19 protein-coding genes are annotated in these 17,773 nt (G+C 33.9%); 14 read left to right on the forward strand and 5 right to left on the reverse strand.

Annotation, left to right across the window (positions count from 1 at the left end):
* Window positions 1-4 precede the first annotated feature (4 nt).
* From Q4P18_RS07330 to Q4P18_RS07340, 3 genes are all read left to right on the forward strand, one after another.
* Window positions 5-169 (forward strand): hypothetical protein, encoded by a 165-nt coding sequence (locus Q4P18_RS07330; protein ID WP_303337381.1) that lies wholly within the window; start codon window positions 5-7, stop codon window positions 167-169.
* A 202-nt stretch (window positions 170-371) separates the two neighbouring features.
* A complete protein-coding gene (locus tag Q4P18_RS07335) occupies window positions 372-1,289 on the forward strand; it encodes an ADP-ribosylglycohydrolase family protein (RefSeq protein ID WP_303337383.1) in 918 nt (305 codons plus the stop codon).
* A gap of 45 nt (window positions 1,290-1,334) precedes the next feature.
* A complete protein-coding gene (locus Q4P18_RS07340) occupies window positions 1,335-2,756 on the forward strand; it encodes a Mur ligase family protein (RefSeq protein ID WP_303337385.1) in 1,422 nt (473 codons plus the stop codon).
* On the opposite strand, the gene Q4P18_RS07345 is transcribed toward Q4P18_RS07340, so the two are convergent.
* Window positions 2,749-3,228, reverse strand: a complete 480-nt coding sequence (locus tag Q4P18_RS07345) for a hypothetical protein (RefSeq protein WP_303337387.1) — start codon at window positions 3,226-3,228, stop codon at window positions 2,749-2,751. The genes Q4P18_RS07340 and Q4P18_RS07345 overlap by 8 nt on opposite strands.
* A 72-nt stretch (window positions 3,229-3,300) precedes the next feature.
* On the opposite strand from Q4P18_RS07345, the gene Q4P18_RS07350 reads away from it, so the two are divergent.
* Genes Q4P18_RS07350 through Q4P18_RS07360 form a run of 3 tightly spaced genes read left to right on the forward strand, consistent with a single transcriptional unit; the run spans window position 3,301 to window position 4,738 of the window.
* Window positions 3,301-3,798, forward strand: a complete 498-nt coding sequence (locus Q4P18_RS07350) for a GNAT family N-acetyltransferase (protein ID WP_303337389.1) — start codon at window positions 3,301-3,303, stop codon at window positions 3,796-3,798.
* Between the two features lie 26 nt (window positions 3,799-3,824).
* Window positions 3,825-4,361, forward strand: a complete 537-nt coding sequence (locus tag Q4P18_RS07355) for a nitroreductase family protein (protein ID WP_303337391.1) — start codon at window positions 3,825-3,827, stop codon at window positions 4,359-4,361.
* Window positions 4,362-4,372: 11 nt separating this feature from the next.
* Window positions 4,373-4,738, forward strand: a complete 366-nt coding sequence (locus tag Q4P18_RS07360) for a zinc ribbon domain-containing protein (protein WP_303337394.1) — start codon at window positions 4,373-4,375, stop codon at window positions 4,736-4,738.
* Between the two features lie 22 nt (window positions 4,739-4,760).
* Here Q4P18_RS07360 and Q4P18_RS07365 read toward each other — a convergent pair whose 3' ends face one another.
* Entirely contained in the window at window positions 4,761-5,252 is a 492-nt protein-coding gene (locus Q4P18_RS07365) for a hypothetical protein (RefSeq protein ID WP_303337396.1), read from the reverse strand.
* Window positions 5,253-5,354: 102 nt separating this feature from the next.
* On the opposite strand from Q4P18_RS07365, the gene Q4P18_RS07370 reads away from it, so the two are divergent.
* The 5 genes from Q4P18_RS07370 to Q4P18_RS07390 all read left to right on the forward strand — a co-directional run bounded on the left by Q4P18_RS07370 (window position 5,355) and on the right by Q4P18_RS07390 (window position 12,621).
* Window positions 5,355-6,254, forward strand: coding sequence for a ribose-phosphate diphosphokinase (locus Q4P18_RS07370; RefSeq protein WP_303337398.1), 900 nt, complete (start codon window positions 5,355-5,357; stop codon window positions 6,252-6,254).
* Between the two features lie 51 nt (window positions 6,255-6,305).
* The gene (locus tag Q4P18_RS07375) at window positions 6,306-6,602 is read left to right on the forward strand and encodes a hypothetical protein (RefSeq protein ID WP_303337400.1); all 297 of its coding nucleotides are present in this window, start codon (window positions 6,306-6,308) and stop codon (window positions 6,600-6,602) included.
* Between the two features lie 42 nt (window positions 6,603-6,644).
* Window positions 6,645-8,609 (forward strand): excinuclease ABC subunit UvrB, encoded by a 1,965-nt coding sequence (gene uvrB / locus Q4P18_RS07380; RefSeq protein ID WP_303337402.1) that lies wholly within the window; start codon window positions 6,645-6,647, stop codon window positions 8,607-8,609.
* Between the two features lie 169 nt (window positions 8,610-8,778).
* Window positions 8,779-11,670, forward strand: a complete 2,892-nt coding sequence (gene uvrA / locus Q4P18_RS07385; RefSeq protein ID WP_303337404.1) for an excinuclease ABC subunit UvrA — start codon at window positions 8,779-8,781, stop codon at window positions 11,668-11,670.
* Window positions 11,671-11,802: 132 nt separating this feature from the next.
* Window positions 11,803-12,621, forward strand: a complete 819-nt coding sequence (locus Q4P18_RS07390) for a DUF368 domain-containing protein (protein WP_303337533.1) — start codon at window positions 11,803-11,805, stop codon at window positions 12,619-12,621.
* Window positions 12,622-13,003: 382 nt separating this feature from the next.
* Here Q4P18_RS07390 and Q4P18_RS07395 read toward each other — a convergent pair whose 3' ends face one another.
* Entirely contained in the window at window positions 13,004-13,261 is a 258-nt protein-coding gene (locus Q4P18_RS07395) for a hypothetical protein (RefSeq protein WP_303337406.1), read from the reverse strand.
* A gap of 172 nt (window positions 13,262-13,433) precedes the next feature.
* Window positions 13,434-13,652 (reverse strand): hypothetical protein, encoded by a 219-nt coding sequence (locus tag Q4P18_RS07400; RefSeq protein ID WP_303337408.1) that lies wholly within the window; start codon window positions 13,650-13,652, stop codon window positions 13,434-13,436.
* A gap of 228 nt (window positions 13,653-13,880) precedes the next feature.
* Between Q4P18_RS07400 and Q4P18_RS07405 the strand changes: the two genes are divergently transcribed.
* From Q4P18_RS07405 to Q4P18_RS07415, 3 genes are all read left to right on the forward strand, one after another.
* Complete coding sequence (locus tag Q4P18_RS07405; RefSeq protein WP_303337410.1) at window positions 13,881-14,015, forward strand: hypothetical protein; 135 nt, start codon at window positions 13,881-13,883, stop codon at window positions 14,013-14,015.
* Window positions 14,016-14,174: 159 nt separating this feature from the next.
* Window positions 14,175-14,471 carry a hypothetical protein gene (locus Q4P18_RS07410; protein WP_303337413.1) on the forward strand — a complete coding sequence of 99 codons (297 nt, stop codon included), beginning with the start codon at window positions 14,175-14,177 and terminating at the stop codon, window positions 14,469-14,471.
* Between the two features lie 247 nt (window positions 14,472-14,718).
* Window positions 14,719-17,316 carry a DUF5814 domain-containing protein gene (locus tag Q4P18_RS07415; protein WP_303337415.1) on the forward strand — a complete coding sequence of 866 codons (2,598 nt, stop codon included), beginning with the start codon at window positions 14,719-14,721 and terminating at the stop codon, window positions 17,314-17,316.
* On the opposite strand, the gene Q4P18_RS07420 is transcribed toward Q4P18_RS07415, so the two are convergent.
* Entirely contained in the window at window positions 17,300-17,743 is a 444-nt protein-coding gene (locus Q4P18_RS07420) for a DUF123 domain-containing protein (RefSeq protein ID WP_303337417.1), read from the reverse strand. The two genes, Q4P18_RS07415 and Q4P18_RS07420, sit on opposite strands and share 17 nt — an antisense overlap.
* Between the last annotated feature and the right edge of the window lie 30 nt (window positions 17,744-17,773).

Consider the following 17,773-nt stretch of genomic DNA (forward strand, 5'->3'; position numbering starts at 1 on the left):
TAGGATGAATTTGGATGAAATGCAAAAGAAAGTAGATCAACTTTTCAAGGAAAACAATTATCAAATCAATGATGAGATTTTAGAATTACAGATTAGAATCAATGAAGAAAGAAACAAATTAAATATTCCTGATACTTCAGAATTCATTTTTGAAAATTTTGTCCAATGAATTCTTTTTTTTATTTTTTTACATATTAAATATAACAGTGTTATAATTATCATAATTGTTCAAAAATCAATATCGAATTCTAAACAATTGTTCAAAATCAGCACATCCAATACTTTTTTTACCAACTTACCACAAAAGTAACTAGTAAGAGCAAAAAACTATAACATCTTTCAAGATATATTATTACATTCTTATTATAATCATGGATGTAAAAGATGGTGTAATTGGATTTGTTGTTGGGGATGCATTAGGTGTTCCTGTTGAATTTGAATCACGAGAATATTTGTCTGAAAATCCTGTAACTGGAATGATGGGTTTTGGAACCTATGGAATGCCTGCCGGAACTTTTTCTGATGATTCCTCTATGATGTTAGCTACAATGAACAGTATTGCAAACAATGGTGGAGAAATCGATTATGATGATATCATGGTCGAGTTTGTTAAATGGTGGAAATTCGGTAAATATACTCAATATGGAGATGCATTTGATATAGGCATTACAACTTCTTCAGCATTAAATAAATTCAGAAATGGTGCAAAGGCATTGGATTCAGGATTGTGTGGAGAAAGGGATAATGGTAATGGCAGCCTGATGAGAATTTTGCCATTAGCATTCATTGAAGATATTGACTATGAAACGATTGAAAACGTTTCTGCAGTAACTCATGCTCATGAAAGATCAAAAATAGCCTGCGTATTTTATGTTGAGCTTGCAAAAAGCATTTTAAGTTCTGAAAATCCTATTGAGGAACATGTAAAAATAGCCAGTGATAAAATAAAAGAGAATTATAGATGCTCTTCTGAATTGGAATATTTCGACAGGATTTTGGAGGGTGGCATTTTTGATGATCCTATAGATTCCATTAAAAGTACGGGATATGTATTATCTACATTGGAAGCAGTTATTTATGTGTTGGGCAATACAAATAGCTATAAGGAAGCTGTTCTGATGGCTGTCAATTTGGGTAATGACACAGACACCGTTGGCGCCATTACTGGAGGAATTGCAGGATTATATTATGGTTATGAAGAAATACCTGGGGAGTGGTTGGTTCAGATTAAAGACTTAAATGAAGTTTTACGGTTGTGTGACTATTATAAAAATGTTATTACATTGTAAAGAATAGCATAATATTTTAAATATTATCTTTTACTAATTATTTCTATGGTGAGTAAGTTGCGTTATAATTTAGCTAAAATTGCAGGAAAGGCCGCCATTCATGCGGTTAAATTAGGTTCTGGAGCGGGAATGTCATTTCCAGGATCATTATTTTTAAAAATCGGGGGTCAGGAAGCTTTAAAATCCTTGTCAGATGAAGTGGATATTGGTTCAATATTAATCACCGGTACTAATGGAAAAACCACTACCACAACATTATTGATTAAATTGTTATCAAAGGATTTGGATATCAGAAGAAGTTATGAAAGTAACACCATTTCTGCAATCGCAACAGGGCTTTTAAAAGGCGATGGTGATATTGGTATTTTCGAATATGGTATTAGGGATATAAAACATGGAATTCCAGACACTATACAAAGGCTAGTTAATCCGATTGGTGTAGTTTACACAACCATTTCCAGGGAACATTCGCAGGTGGCAGGAATAAAAAATCCCTTTGATCAATATTTAAAGGCTAAAACTTTACTTTCACAAGAAATGGGTGAAGGGGTAATTATTACAAATGCCGATGATCCAAGAACTGCAAATATTGGTTTGAACAAATCAAATGACATCAAGGTCAATTATTATGGCGTAGCTAGCGATAAAATATTAGATATCTTTGAAGACGAAATAGTTGAATGCCCTAATTGCGGGACTTCCTTGGAATACTCTCACAGATTCATGAATCATAGGGGGGAATATAAATGTCCTGATTGCGGATTGGAAAGACCAAAATTAAATGTCTACTTGAAAGATATAGAATTTGGAGATAAATGGACTTTAGATATTGTAGGAAATCTCTTTAACTACTCTGTAAATAAGGATATTTCCTTTAATGTTAAAATCACAGTGCCGCCATTCGGTTTGCACAATGTTTACAATACTCTGGCTTCAATTACAGCTTATGCAACCTTTACACCAACTCCTGAAAAAATAGAATCTACAATTGGTGAGATATTCAATAATCTTGATATGTCTTTTATTCCGCCTGGAAGATTTGAAGTGGTGGATGTCAATGGTAAAAAGGTAGGTTTGGGACAAGGAGATAATGGGGATGCAGCCAAAATTAATGCATTGTTCATGAATCAATATATTGAAGGTCCTTTGGAGTTTATTTATACAACTCCCGACGTCAATGAAGAAGAAATATTTGAAGACCATTTAAAGTCAATTCGTGCACTTGATCCTGCACACTTGATTGTTGTTCCAGGTAGGGAATCTGTAGAAATAGCAGAAAAATACTATAATCAAATCAAAGATGAATTTAATTCAGACTTTTATCCTTTAAGCTATGAAAACATGCCTGAAAGAATTGATAAGTTATGTGAGTTAGCTACCAATTCTGACTATGACTATGTTATAATGACTGGTTGCGGTGAAGAACAGGCTATGTGGGAAAACATTAAACAAAAATTAATTAAATGATTTTATCATTTATTATTTCTTTTATTTTTTTAATCAAAGCATCGTCTGTGTCTTCTAACTCCCTAAAACAGGCATCAATCTTACAGCCGCACAAATCACAGACTCCGATTACGTAGTCCTGGCTATTTTTAGAAAATAATATTCCGAAATATTTGTCTTTCAAATGGCCATATTTTTCAAATTCCTCTGCAGTTAACTGTATTGTGCAGTCTTCAGTTGAATATATGTCACATTCATTAATCACGGGAGCAAAGGTGAGCATTCCCAAATTGATGAACACGTTTTCTTTTTCCAAAACCTTCAACACTTTTTTAGCGTAGCTGTCATCTTTTTGAATTCCATATTCGTTCAAACTATTGAAATCGTTTGTTCCAAGAGTGTAATTGTCGTAAACTATTGTGGATACAAGTTCTGGATCAATATAGCTATCTGCTGTTTTTTCAATATTTTCAATGGTTTTTTCAAGATTCATTTAAATTTCCTCACATTATTAAATTAGATGAGAAACATAATATATTTAATGATATTTAAAACTAGAAGATTGGTGTTAAGACCCTGGAATGAAAAAGATGCAAAATGGCTGTATTTTTATGCAAGAAATCCAAATGTAGGTCCGATGGCGGGATGGAATCCTCATCAATCTAGGGAAGAAAGTTTATATATTATTCAAACGGTTTTTTCCAAAAAAGAGACTTATGCAATTACCTTTAAGGGAAAACCTATTGGCTGCATTACATTGTATGTTCATCCCGACGGCAATTATTACTGGGGTGATGGAAACGGCGAAATCGGATATTGGATCGGTGAGCAGTTTTGGGGCCAGGGAATAACTGTAGAGGCCTCTAAAATAATTTTGAAACATGGTTTTGAGGATTTGAAATTGAAAACGATATATGCGACATACCAAAAACAGAACAAAAGGTCAAAAAGGGTTCTTGAAAAGTTAGGTTTTAAATATTATGATGAGGTTGAAAAATTAGATGTTAACTATAGGTCATTTAAAGAGATAGCAATGTATTTAAAAGGTGAAGATTATTTATAATTATTGATAAATAGGAGGAGATAGAAATGGAAACTTTTGATGCAATCAACAATAGAAAAAGTATTCGTGGATATAATGATGAGCAAATTACAGAAGAGGAGTTATCTGCTATTGTGGAAGTTGCTAACAAAGCACCGAATGCAGGTCCTTTCCATATTACTGTAATTCAGGATAAGGAGTTTTTAACTGAAATTAACGATAAGACCAAAATTAAGATGTTGGCAAGTAAAGGGTTTATGAAAGAAAGGGCTTCAATGCCCGGATACGAACCTTTATACAATGCTCCTACCTTGATTGTGGTTTCAACCCCTGAGGTTCCATTTGCAGAAATCAATGCTGCTTGTTCAATAACTACCATGGCTTTGGCAGCTACTGATTTGGGTCTTGGAAGCTGTTATGTGGTCTCTCCGATACAAACCTTGGTTGAACCTGATGTTCTTTTAAGACTCGAACTTCCTGAAGGATTTGTTCCAATTTCCGGACTTTTGGTGGGTTATGAAAGTGATGTCAAAATCCAAAGTCCACCTAGAGCTGATGTGGATAATGTTAATTATATTTTATAGATTTGATAGGTATGGTAAGAATTTGTAAAAACTGCGGTTATAATAATGAGGATAGTTATAATTACTGTGCGAAATGTGGTACTCAATTAACAGATAACGTAATTGGTACGGAAATGCCAATTCAGTTTTCAGAGGAATCCAAAACAAGACTGATTATCATATCATATATAATTACAATTATCTTATCATGGGGTGGAGTCGTAGTGTACCTTTTAAGGGCCAAATATGCAGTTGGATATTTAGGTTTCTTCGGTGCATTCATGCCTTTTTATTTAATACAGGCGCCGGATAAGAGAATTAGAAAACATGGATATATAATGTTATTAATCTCATTGGTTGGAATTGCTTTGTCATTTTACCTGCTGTTCTATAATTAATAACATTACTTTTTTTTTTATTTTAAACGAAATGGATGCCAATGTCACCCAATAACAGGCTTTCAAAAATACCCATATAGTTTATGTTTGTATTTCCTGTGGTGGCTTCTATTGCTGGGGCCCTGTCATATCCCTGTCCCCCATCATAAGAGCGTATGTTGTCCACCAAATTATTTCCGAATATTCTTCCAGCAGCATCATTGTTTACTGTAACAACAAGATTCGGCTTTGTGTGGTATGTGTATTCCATAATTTCTGATGCTGCCTGGTAAGGATGGTCAGGATTGTCCAAATAAATGTTATGCAATGTTTGGTGATTGCTGTTTATTGAATTTCCCGGATAGATCCAACTTACTCCTCCAGTCAAGTTCCAGATTGCTCCCATATCCACTCCGGGTGCAACATCTCCACCTTCCGAAGTGTCTGTTGCGATTATCAGTACGTTAGCTGTTAATAAAAAACCTATTATTGCTATAACGAGTATTAAAGGTATTATTTTGAATATTGATTTCACAGTACTATATAGTATGGATATTTTTTGATATAATAATTTTCTATGTAAATTATTTATATTCTGAAAAATAAATTATATAATATTTATATTTAGGTGATTTATGTGATTATAGGTGGTTCAACCTCTCAAGATCTTGCAGCTAAAGTTGCTAACATACTTGGTGAAAAATTGTGTTATGTGGAAACAAAAAAGTTTCCTGACGGAGAAAGATATCTTAAAGTCAACGGGCCAGTTGAAGACGAAGTGACCATTATCCAGTCAACTGCTTATCCTCAGGACGAGAACATTCTTGAATTATTATTTTTAATCAAAACAGTGAAAGATTTAGGTGCTAAAAGAGTTAAAGTTGTCATGCCATATATGGGTTATGCAAGACAAGAAAAACGTTTCAATCCTGGCGAAGCAGTATCTGCAAGAATCGTCGCAGAATTAATTGAATGTGCAGGTGCAGATGAATTTATAACATTCAACATTCATGAAAAATGTGTTCTTGATTTCTTCAGTATTCCAGCAAAAACATTGTCTGCAATGCCTGCAATAGCAGAATATGTTAGGGATGACGATGAAAAGCCTTTAATTGTAGCTCCTGATAAGGGAGCATATCATTTTGCTCAGGAAATTGCACATATTCTAGATTCTGAATGCACTTACTTCTCCAAGGTTCGTCTTGGACCAGACAAGGTGGAAACCAGGATAGTTGACGTTAGATGTGACGGTGCAGATGAAGAGACCGTAAATGTTGATGCCGTTAAAGGTAAAAAGGTAGTTATCATCGACGACATCATAGCTACCGGTGGAACCATTGTAAATGCTATTAACATTTTAAAACAGCACGGAGCCAAATCAGTGGATGTATGCTGCGTTCATCCTATTCTTGTAAACGGTGCGACTGCAAGAATCTATGAGGCAGGTGCAAATAGCTTAATTTCCACCAACAGTATTTCTTCAGACACTTCTCGTGTTTCTCTTGCTGATATAATTGCAGAAGAGTTAAAAGATTAATTATTTTTCAACTGCTCTTGGAAAATTAGCAAATATTATTAAGGTGGTTATATGGAAATAGATAAAGATGTAATTAAGCAGGATTTAATTGAAAAATCTAATGATATTTTAAAAAAATATAATGAGCCTTATGTTGTGGATCATATAGCTATTATGAATACCTCACAAAACATCAATTTCCTTGGAAACATGAGGGTAATGGTGGAAGATTCAGTTAAAAAAATAAGAGAAGATTTGGAAGAAGCTTTTAAGGATTATGAAATCTTAAAAATCCGGGATAGAAAAGTTGTACCTTGCTGTGCACCACCATATGTTCATATTAGTTTCAACATCACAATTAATAAATAATGCTTGTTTCATAATATAAGGTTATTAATTGGGGGATGAATCATGAAACAATTTGAACTACAATCACCTTATAAACCCTTAGGGGATCAGCCTAAAGCTATTGATTCCTTAGCTGAAGGCTTTCTAAATGGAAAGAAGGAACAGACTCTTTTAGGAGTCACCGGTTCCGGTAAGACTTTTACAATGGCTAACGTTATTGAAAAAGTTCAAAAGCCAACACTTATTATTTCTCATAACAAAACTCTTGCGGCACAGCTATATGAAGAGTTTAAGGAATTTTTCCCAGACAATGCCGTAGAGTATTTTGTCAGTTATTATGATTATTATCAGCCGGAGGCTTACGTGCCTAGGACTGACACCTTCATTGACAAGGAAGCTTCAATCAATGAAGAGATTGACACAATGAGGCATTCTGCCACACAATCATTGCTTTCAAGGGATGACGTTATCGTCGTTTCCAGCGTGTCATGCATCTATGGTATTGGTTCTCCTGAAGATTATGGCGAATTTGCTTTCGGAATATCTGTTGGGGATATTTATGATAGGGATGAAATTATCAGACGTTTAATTTTCATGCAGTATGAACGTAATGACATTGAATTTGACAGGGGTCAGTTTAGAGTACGTGGAGATGTTATTGAGATAAATCCAGTGGATGGAACTTCTCCTGTTAGGATTGAGCTTTTCGGTGATGAAATCGATGCCATCAGCTTGATAGATAGGGTTACAGGCAAAAGGAAAGAATCTCTTCCTCGCTACATGGTATTTCCAGCAAAGCATTTTGTCGTAGGCCAGGATAGGATGGAAACAGCTATTCATAATATCAATCAGGAGCTTAATGACAGGCTTTTGGAGTTAAACCAAACCAATAAACTTTTGGAAGCTCAAAGACTTGAACAAAGAACTCGTTTTGATGTTGAAATGCTTAATGAAATGGGATACTGTCCAGGGGTTGAAAATTATTCAATGCACTTGTCTGGAAGGAAATGGGGAGATGTGCCTTATTCCTTACTCAAATATTTCCCTGATGATTATTTGACCATTATTGATGAATCTCACGTTACTGTTCCCCAAATCAGGGGAATGTACAATGGTGATAAGGCCCGTAAACAGACATTGGTTGACCATGGTTTCAGATTGCCTTCTGCCAAAGAGAATAGGCCGTTGCGCTTTGATGAGTTTGAAGCTGCTATGAATCAGGTTTTATATGTTTCAGCAACTCCTGCTTCCTATGAGCTTTCACGTTCAACAAATATTGTAGAGCAGATTAATCGTCCTACAGGACTGGTCGATCCGGAAATCATCATACGTCCTGTTCAAGGTCAGGTTGACGATTTGCTTAATGAGGTCAGATTAAGGGCAGAAAGGGATGAGAGGGTCCTTGTAACCACACTGACTAAAAGGATGGCTGAAGATTTAACAGACTATTATGCTAAGATTGGTGTTAAAGTTAGATACATGCATTCTGAAATCGATACTCTTGAAAGGACTGAAATCATCGACGATTTAAGGCGGGGAACTTTTGATGTTCTTGTTGGTGTAAACCTTTTGAGGGAAGGTCTTGACTTGCCAGAGGTATCTTTAGTGGCTATTTTGGATGCTGACAAGGAAGGGTTTTTGAGAAACCAGACTTCCCTTATACAGACAATTGGTAGGGCAGCAAGAAATGTTAATGGTAAGGTAATCATGTATGTTGATGAAATGACCGATTCCGTTCGCAATGCTATGGATATTACCAATAAAAGGAGAAAAATCCAGCTTAAGTATAATGAGTTAAACAATATCACTCCTAAGACTGCTAGGCGTACTTTGAAAGAGAAAAAAGAAACAGAAGAGAAGTATGACAAGTCAGCTACTGACATTAGTAAAATGCCTAAAGATGAGCTTAATCTTTTAATCAAGGATCTTGAAAGTGATATGAAGGAAGCTGCTAAAAATCTGAACTTTGAAAAGGCTGCAGAGCTTAGAAATAAATTATTCACCATTAAAGAGATGAAAAAATCATAGTATTTTTAGAAAGTTTTATATAGTACGAACTATTAATATATAAATAGATTGCTATATATTACTATTTTTTATTTTATTTTTCAAATGCTCTTAGGTAATATATAATATTGGAGCACAACAGAATTACTAACTGATTTTATGATGATTATTATTTAAAAGAGGAGATATAATGGAAGTAAATTCAAAAAAACAAATAGTCGTTAAAGGGGCTAAGGAACACAACTTGCAGAATATTGATTTAGCTATCCCAAGAGATGAATTTGTTGTAATCACCGGTTTGAGTGGGTCTGGAAAATCTTCTCTTGCGTTTGATACAATATATGCTGAAGGACAGCGCAGATATGTTGAATCATTATCTGCATATGCAAGACAGTTTTTAGGCCAAATGAAAAAGCCAGAAATGGATTATATAGAAGGATTATCTCCAGCTATTTCAATAGATCAAAAAACCACAAAGGAAAATCCAAGATCAACTGTGGGGACAATTACAGAAATATATGATTATTTAAGATTATTATATGCCAGAATAGGAATACCTCATTGTCCTAATTGTGGAAAGGAAGTCTCCCATCAAACAATTGGTCAAATAGGTGACAATATTATGGACGAGGGCGAAGGTCTTAAAATCCAAATACTCGCACCAATTGTAAAAGACAAAAAAGGAGAACATAAGCAAGTCTTTGAGGATTTGAGAAACAAGGGATTTGTTAGAGCTCGTGTAGATGGAGAGATTAGAAATCTTGACGAAGACATTAAACTTGCTAGAACCTATAAACACACAATAGAGGTTGTTGTAGATAGATTGAAAACCAGAAAAGACACAGAATTTAAAAGAAGATTGGTAGGTTCTCTTGAAACAGCATCTGAATTTGGTGAAGGTTTAATCAATGTTCTATTTGATAAGGATGGGGAGGAATTCGAAAAGAAATACTCAGAACATTTTGCATGTGTGGACTGTGGAATAAACTTTGACGAACTGTCACCAAGAATGTTCTCATTTAACGCTCCTCAGGGGGCTTGTCCTGAATGTAATGGTATTGGTTCTAAAATGGAAATCAACCCTGATTTGATAGTTCCAAACAAAAACCTTACATTAAATGAAGGTGCTATTGTACCATGGTCAAAATCCAACAAAAAGGAAAATTACTATCATCAGATGCTTACTGCAGTAGCACAGCATTTCAACTTTAGCATGGACACTCCATTCAACGAATTGACTACAGAACAGCAAGATACAATATTATATGGCTGCAACGATAAAATACCTTTTACTTTCAAACGTAGAAACAGGTCATATCAGGTAAACCGTAAGTTTGAAGGTGTAATTCCAAGAATGGAACGTTTATATTTGGAAACCAAATCCAACTACAATAGGAAATATATTTCCAAATTCATGAGTGACCATAAGTGTCATGTCTGTGGTGGTAAAAGGCTTCGTCCTGAAGCATTGGCAGTTACAGTTGGAGGAAAATCAATTGCAGACATTGTAGAGATGTCTATTAAGGATTCCTATCAGTTCTTCTTAGATTTGGAACTTAATGAAAGGGAAAATTTCATTGCCAAAGAAGTTTTAAAGGAAATTCGTGAAAGATTAAAATTCCTAGTTGATGTAGGTTTGGATTACCTGTCAATGGAAAGGTCTTCAGGAACATTGTCTGGAGGAGAAGCTCAAAGAATAAGGCTTGCAACCCAAATCGGGTCTGGTTTGGTGGGAGTATTGTATATTTTGGATGAGCCTAGTATCGGTCTTCATCAAAGGGACAATGTAAAACTTATTGAAACTCTTAAAAGACTTAAAAACCTTGGAAATACCTTGATTGTTGTTGAACACGATGAAGAAACAATATTGTCTGCCGACTATGTTGTGGACATTGGCCCTGGAGCCGGAGAACATGGTGGTAAGATAATAGCTGCAGGAACTCCATCCGACATAATGAATTCAGAGGATTCAATAACTGGAAAATACTTGTCAAGACAGGAAGTAATCGACATTCCAACTTCTCGCCGACCTGGAAATGGTAAATTCATTAACATTATAGGTGCAAAGCAGAACAATCTTAAAGATATTGATGTTGACATTCCATTAGGGAAATTTACATGTGTTACTGGAGTCAGCGGCTCCGGTAAAAGTAGTCTGATTAATGAGATTTTATATAAGGGACTATCTGAAAAATTAAACAATAAATTTGCATTTTCAGGCAAATACGATGATATCAAAGGTTATGAAAACATCGATAAGATCATAGCCATTGATCAGAAACCTATTGGAAGAACTCCGAGATCAAATCCGGCTACCTACACAGGTTTGTTTACATATATTCGTGAATTATTCGCAGAAACTCCTGAAGCTAAAGCAAGAGGCTATAAACCTGGTAGATTCAGTTTTAATGTAAAAGGAGGAAGATGCGAAGCATGTTCTGGTGACGGAATAGTTCAGATAGAAATGCACTTCTTGGCTGACGTTTATGTCCCTTGTGAGGTTTGTGGTGGAAAACGTTACAATGATGAAACATTGGATATTAGATATAAGGGTAAAAACATCTATGAAGTTCTTGAAATGACTGTGGATGAAGCATTGGAGTTCTTTGAGAACATTCCCAAAATACAGAAAAAACTTCAAACATTGCATGACGTTGGATTGGGATATATGAAAATCGGTCAGCCGGCCACAACATTATCTGGTGGGGAAGCTCAAAGAATCAAGCTTGCTAAGGAATTGTCAAGAACAAGCACAGGCAAAACCATGTATATTCTTGATGAGCCAACAACAGGTCTTCACTTTGCAGACATTAAAAGATTATTAGATGTGCTTAATCGTTTAACAGATTCTGGAAATTCAGTTGTTGTAATTGAACATAATTTGGACGTTATCAAAACTGCAGATCATATAATTGACTTAGGCCCTGAAGGTGGAGATGGTGGCGGTCAGATAATAGCTACCGGAACTCCAGAAGAGATTGCAAAACAGGACACCTACACTGGACAGTTCCTGCAGCAGATGCTCACTAACAACATCACTCCTTATGCAAAGGAGCTTGTTGAGCAGAAAATGAGTAAATAGAAATATTTATTAAATCATGTAATCAAAAGTTTTAACTATATTATTTTATATAGTTTTTAACTTTTTTAATGAGGAGATTACATGAAAAGTAAATTTTTAGAACCATTTTTAATTTTTATTCGCGGTTTATTAATGGGTTCTGCAGATATTGTTCCAGGGGTTTCAGGAGGAACAATAGCTTTAATCACTGGAATATATGAACATCTGGTTCATGCGATTAGTAAAATAAGGTTCAGATGCCTAAAGCCTTTGCTGAAAGGAAATTTCAACGAGTTCAAGTTGAAATTCGAGGAAGATATTGATTATAGGTTTTTCATACCACTTCTTTTAGGGATTGGTATAGCAATGCTAAGTTTGGCTAAGGTCATCACTTATTGTATGGATGTATACACTGCAGTTACATATTCCTTCTTTTTAGGTCTTATTTTGGCTTCTTCCTATGTATTGTATAGGCAAATTGCTAAGGTAAGTCTGAAACATATATTTTTTACAGTAATTGGTTTGGTTTTGGCATATATTTTTGTAAGCTTAAATCCGATTGCAGCTAACCATTCTTTGCCGGTATTGTTCGTTTCAGGTTTGATAGCTATCTGTGCAATGATTCTGCCGGGGATTTCAGGATCGTTTCTATTGCTCCTTTTAGGCCAATATGAACATATGCTTAATGCTATTGAAACATTCAATATTGTAGAGATAGTCGTTTTCATTGTTGGTGCAGTTATTGGTATTTTGGGTTTTTCAAGACTTTTAAATTACTTGCTTGAAAACTATAAGGAAATGACAATGGCATTTTTAATAGGTGTAATGATAGGTACTCTTAAGATTCCTGCAGTCAACATTGTTCAATCAGCTTCTACAGGAATATTTGATATTGTTACATGCATTGTAGCTGCTGTTGCAGGTCTTGTCATTATCATTGTTATGGAAACTAGATTTGATTATATTGAATAGTTTCTATTTTTCTTTTTTATCCATGAGGGTGATAGAGATTTTTAAGTGGCTGATTTAGAGGAGGAAGTAAAATAATCCCAATAAGTAAGACTCAATATATTTAACAGATAACATAATCCTATCTATCTGAAAAACAATGAATTGTAAACAATGATAATCTAGTGCTTTTTTAAGGATTCAAAAATAAATTAGCTTGTGATTCATTTGTTTCCAGCTTGAGAATGGTGCTGGGGATTGTTTCAACATAGATTTCAACAGTTATAAAGTATATGTTAATGACAAGACCATAAATTAATTTTTAACCTTCTTTTTAAAAATAGTCCAGGTTAAAATTGCTCAATTAAGTTTTATTTCAAAAAAAAAAAGAAAAAAATGAAGAAGTTTAGTATTCAAATCTGGAATTAAGTCTTACGTGATATTTGTAAACTCCTTCGTGTTCGCTAAGTTTGTATGCATCATAGGCAGAGTATAGTTGATATATTATTGATGCCACTGCAATTAAGTATGAGTATGGAATAAATGCCCAGAGAATTAGAGCAATAATAAACATTCCTACACCTTTTTGAACAGCGCCTTCAAATATTTGACTTATTCCAGGTAGGAAAAATCCTACAACTGTTGCTAATATTCTATTTACCATATTTTCACCTCTTTAAGTGCTTATACTTAAAAAAGTTATTGTATATAAATGTATGTTAATGTACCTTTAATAAGAAAATACGGATATCTGGGAATGCTTTTGATTAATTTCAAAATAAAAAAAGAAAATTGTTTTAAAATTAAATAATAAGTTTCTTTAGAGAAACTTATATTTATTCGATTTTGTAAGCGTTTATTGCAATGATAATTGCATATATTGTTAATATGCCGAAGAAGTATGGCCCATAGAATGGTCCCATTACAAATCCTAAAACCCAAAGAATGATAGCTATTAAAAGAAGAACTCCTCCTTTATAACTTTCTCCTTGTAATATTTGTCCAAGTCCTGGTACGAAAAATGAAATTATTCCTGCTAATGCTCTATCAATCATATTTTTCACCTCTTTTTTAAGTAATTCATATTAAGTACAAAAAGGTTTATAAATGTTTCTTTTATTTAGAACTTTTCATCTTCATATTAAATATTGTTTTAAAGTGTTAAAAATTAATTAAATAGGCTATATTGACTTTAAATACAATAAAAACTATTTATAATTCTTATTTTAAATAATAATGTAGTAATAATCTTTTATTTTAAATTTAAAAATCCGGTGATAAAATTGGATGATGAAAATGGTTTAGTTAGAAACAATGTTCCATATCATCGCCATGATTATCTTTTGAAGCATATCATAGGTGACGATGAGCAGGATTTCTTGGATCTGTTGGAGCTGGATTACACATTCAAAGATTAAGGGCAACAGAATCTGTGGAAATTTTACAGTACAAGTTCGAAATGGATACCCTGATTGAAACCAGTGAAGGCGTCTCAATAAATGTGGAGGTGCAAAGCAACGGTCTTCCCAATCAAAAACTGGCCAAAATCGGAATTTATAAATTAATAAAGTGCGTTTATGGAAATGAAAAAAATATTGACTGTTGTTCTGGATTTGGACAACAATACAGAAGGAGAAATAAATAATGTGGTCTGTGAGGACATTCTGATAGGATACATTAACAAGACATTAAGAAAATATAAAGCAAATCATATATTAAATAATATTACAAATAAAATAAATAACGATGAAACAATTTCGGGCAAGGAACTATTGCTCTTTAAATTAATTACATATGCTTCATTTGACGAGAGCATCGAATCTTTATTGAAGAAGGCATGTTTGATTACAAATAAGATAAGGATTCAAGTTTAAGGACAGATATTAAGGAAATACAGTTGTATTTATGTGAAACAATACCGGAAATAAAGGATAGGTAGGGGTTAAGATTGATAATCAAGGAATAGAGTGGACTTTATAATTATGGGAAAGCAGAAGGTGTGAAGGAAGTTGCTTTGAGGATGAGAGATAATAATTTTCCTTTGGATGAAATTTCCTTTGCTACTGGTCTTTCTGAAGAGGAAATTATTGACTTATAATTCTTTTAAAAATATTTGAGAACATGTTAGTTTTAAAGAAATTAAAAAAACAATGGAAATTATATCCAATAGGATCTCCAAAAGGTGCGTTAAACACCAAAAGGACTCCTGAATTTGTCGGAACAATCAAATTCAAAGAGGATGATGAAGGTAATATTTCAATTAACCGTTTCATAGCAGATTATAGCTATAATGACAATTCCACATTAAACGAGAAGCTCATGCCTCCTCAAGAAGTAATCAAGCTTCTAAGATCACAGGCAGTATTTCTTGCTAGCAGAGATAAAAAAGTGGAGGATTACTTAAAATCACTCAATATCAAGGTCAGACACACAAAAGTCTGTGATTACTGCGCATATGATGGGGATATCACTATCGTAAACTCCGATTATTCATATAAGCACAACAATCAGGTAATATGCAAACAATGTGCATATGACACAATAAAAAATGAAATCAAAATTAGGGGTTTCGATAAAAAGATCTTTAGAAATCTTAAAAATTTGCTTGAAAAAACTGGAAACTTATCAGAAGTATTATCAGTACTCTCTCCCAATTTTGATGCAATCAAAAATAAAAACCTCACGTTATTTGATAGAATAGATAATAAGTCAAAGATTAAAATACCAGACATTGAAATGAAACGCCTTAAAATTCCTAAAAGGTTTAGGGATATTCTTATTAAAAACGGTAATAAAAAACTTCTTCCAGTTCAGATTTTAGCTATTAAGGATGGTCTTCTTAAAGGTCAGGACGAGCTTGTTGTAAGCGCTACCGGAAGTGGTAAAACACTTGTTGGCGAACTTGCAGGAATAACTCAGGCCTTGAATGGTAAAAAATTTGTTTTCCTAACTCCTTTGGTGGCATTGGCTAATCAGAAGTACAGGGATTTTAAAAAAAAATATAAAAAATTAGGATTAAATGTAGCTATTAAGGTAGGTCGTAATCGTGTTAAAGCAAAGGGAGAACTTAAACTTCCGGATTCAGACATTTCAAAAGCAGATATAGTTGTTGCAACTTATGAGGGCATTGATTATCTTTTAAGAAGTGGCAATACAAAGGCTCTTAAAGATTTGGGGGTTGTTTTAATTGACGAGATTCACATGATTGACGATGAGGATCGTGGAACCCGTTTAAACGGCTTAATTAAAAGAATAAAACATTTATATCCACACACTCAAATGATTGGTCTTTCAGCAACCATTAAAAATCCCAAGTTCTTAGCTTCAGAATTTAACATGAAACTGGTGGAATATCCAAATAGGCCAGTTCCATTGGAAAGGCATTTGGTTTATTTAAGAAACGAGTCAGAAAAACGTTTTTTAATGAGTAAATTAGTTAAAAAGGAGTATAATACCAAATCTTCAAGAGGATATAGGGGGCAAACTATAATCTTCACCAATTCAAGGCGTAAAACTCATCAGATAGCAAATTATCTTCAAAACAAAAAGATTAATGCCGCAGCTTATCATGCAGGTTTATCCTATAACAAGAAAGAGAAAATAGAAAAAGATTTTGACAAAGGAAAAATATCCGTTGTTGTAACTACTGCCGCTTTAGCAGCAGGGGTTGATTTTCCCGCTTCTCAAGTAATATTTGATAGTTTAATAATGGGGAATAAGTGGATTTCCCCTAATGAATTTTCACAGATGCTTGGACGTGCAGGAAGACCTAGCTATCATGACAGGGGAATTGTATATCTTTTGCCGGAAGTTGGGAACTCTTTTGAAGGTGTTAGTGAAGAGGCAATGGCTTTAGAACTTCTTGAAAGCGATAGCGAGGATGTTTATATTGAGTATGATGAAGAAAGTGCCTATGAACAAATCCTTGCAGACATTTCTTCAAAATCAATTAAAAACATGCAACAGCTGCATGATTTTTATAAAGGGGTTGATATTCCAGTCAGCTTAAAAATAACTGCTGATGAGTTGGAAGATTTAGGCTTAATAGATATAGATCCAAATTCAAGAATAGGGGTGACTGATTATGGAAGGGCTGTTTCAATGTCATTTTTATCAATTCCCGATGCTGAGTTCATCCGGTCTTCTTTAGATAGTAGGAGCTATCTTAAAAACTATGTTAAGCAATCTCCATTTTATAAAAACAAGGATAAGATGAATAGATTGAAGGTAAAGATTTTAGCTATTGCAATGGATTTGGAAATGTTTGAAAATGCATATCTGTCTTCTGTTATTCATAACCAAATTGCAAATGCATTAAAAATCAAATTTTCAACAAGGCTTTTTGCAGAATCCACACTGGACATCATTTCCAGCGGAGAGGCAATTGAAAAGCTGGATAAGAAATATCAGGATGCAATCATAGCTCTTCAATCTGACTTCTTAAAATGCAAATGTGAAGATAGGCCATTTTGCAGGTGTCTTCAACTTGGAATTAGTGAAGTAATTATAAATGAGCGTTTAAAGGGCAACGACCCTATTGACATTTCAAACAAGCTATTCAGAAAATATCAGATTCAGGTTTATCCAGGAGACATATTTGCATGGCTCGACAACTTCATTAAGAATTTGGATGCGATCAAAAGGATTGCAGGTTCATTTAACAACAAAAAGGTTGAAAAGGAAACTCACAAATTAATAAAGGCTATTGAAAATGGTTGAAATCTTCTAAAGTCAGGTATTGGATTTTTAACTTTTTACAGGCTTCTTTTATTTTTTCAATTGCTAGTTGGGAGTTTTCAAAATATATCAAATGGCTTTCACAGTTACAATCAGAACAACCGAACTTCGGAACCGTTTTTTCATTTTCAGATATGTGTCTTGCTAATTCACATTCCATTTTCTCATCAGATACATGCATCATTACATTTAATACATTTGTGCTATCATTTAATAGGAGATAATCAATATGCCAATGTTTTCGTTTATCGTTACTTAAATGTCTGCGTACTCTCCCTTCAAGTGAGTTCATTGCAGAGCCGATATACACATAACAGCCTTTCTTAAATTCAATTTCGCCCAAAACTTTACCGATTTTGATTATTGAGTCTTTATCCAAATCAACAATCAGACAATAAGTTCCTTTCATATTTATAATTAAGTTTCAATATATTAAAGT

The sequence above is a fragment of the Methanobrevibacter sp. genome (assembly GCF_030539665.1).
GTDB lineage: Archaea > Methanobacteriota > Methanobacteria > Methanobacteriales > Methanobacteriaceae > Methanocatella.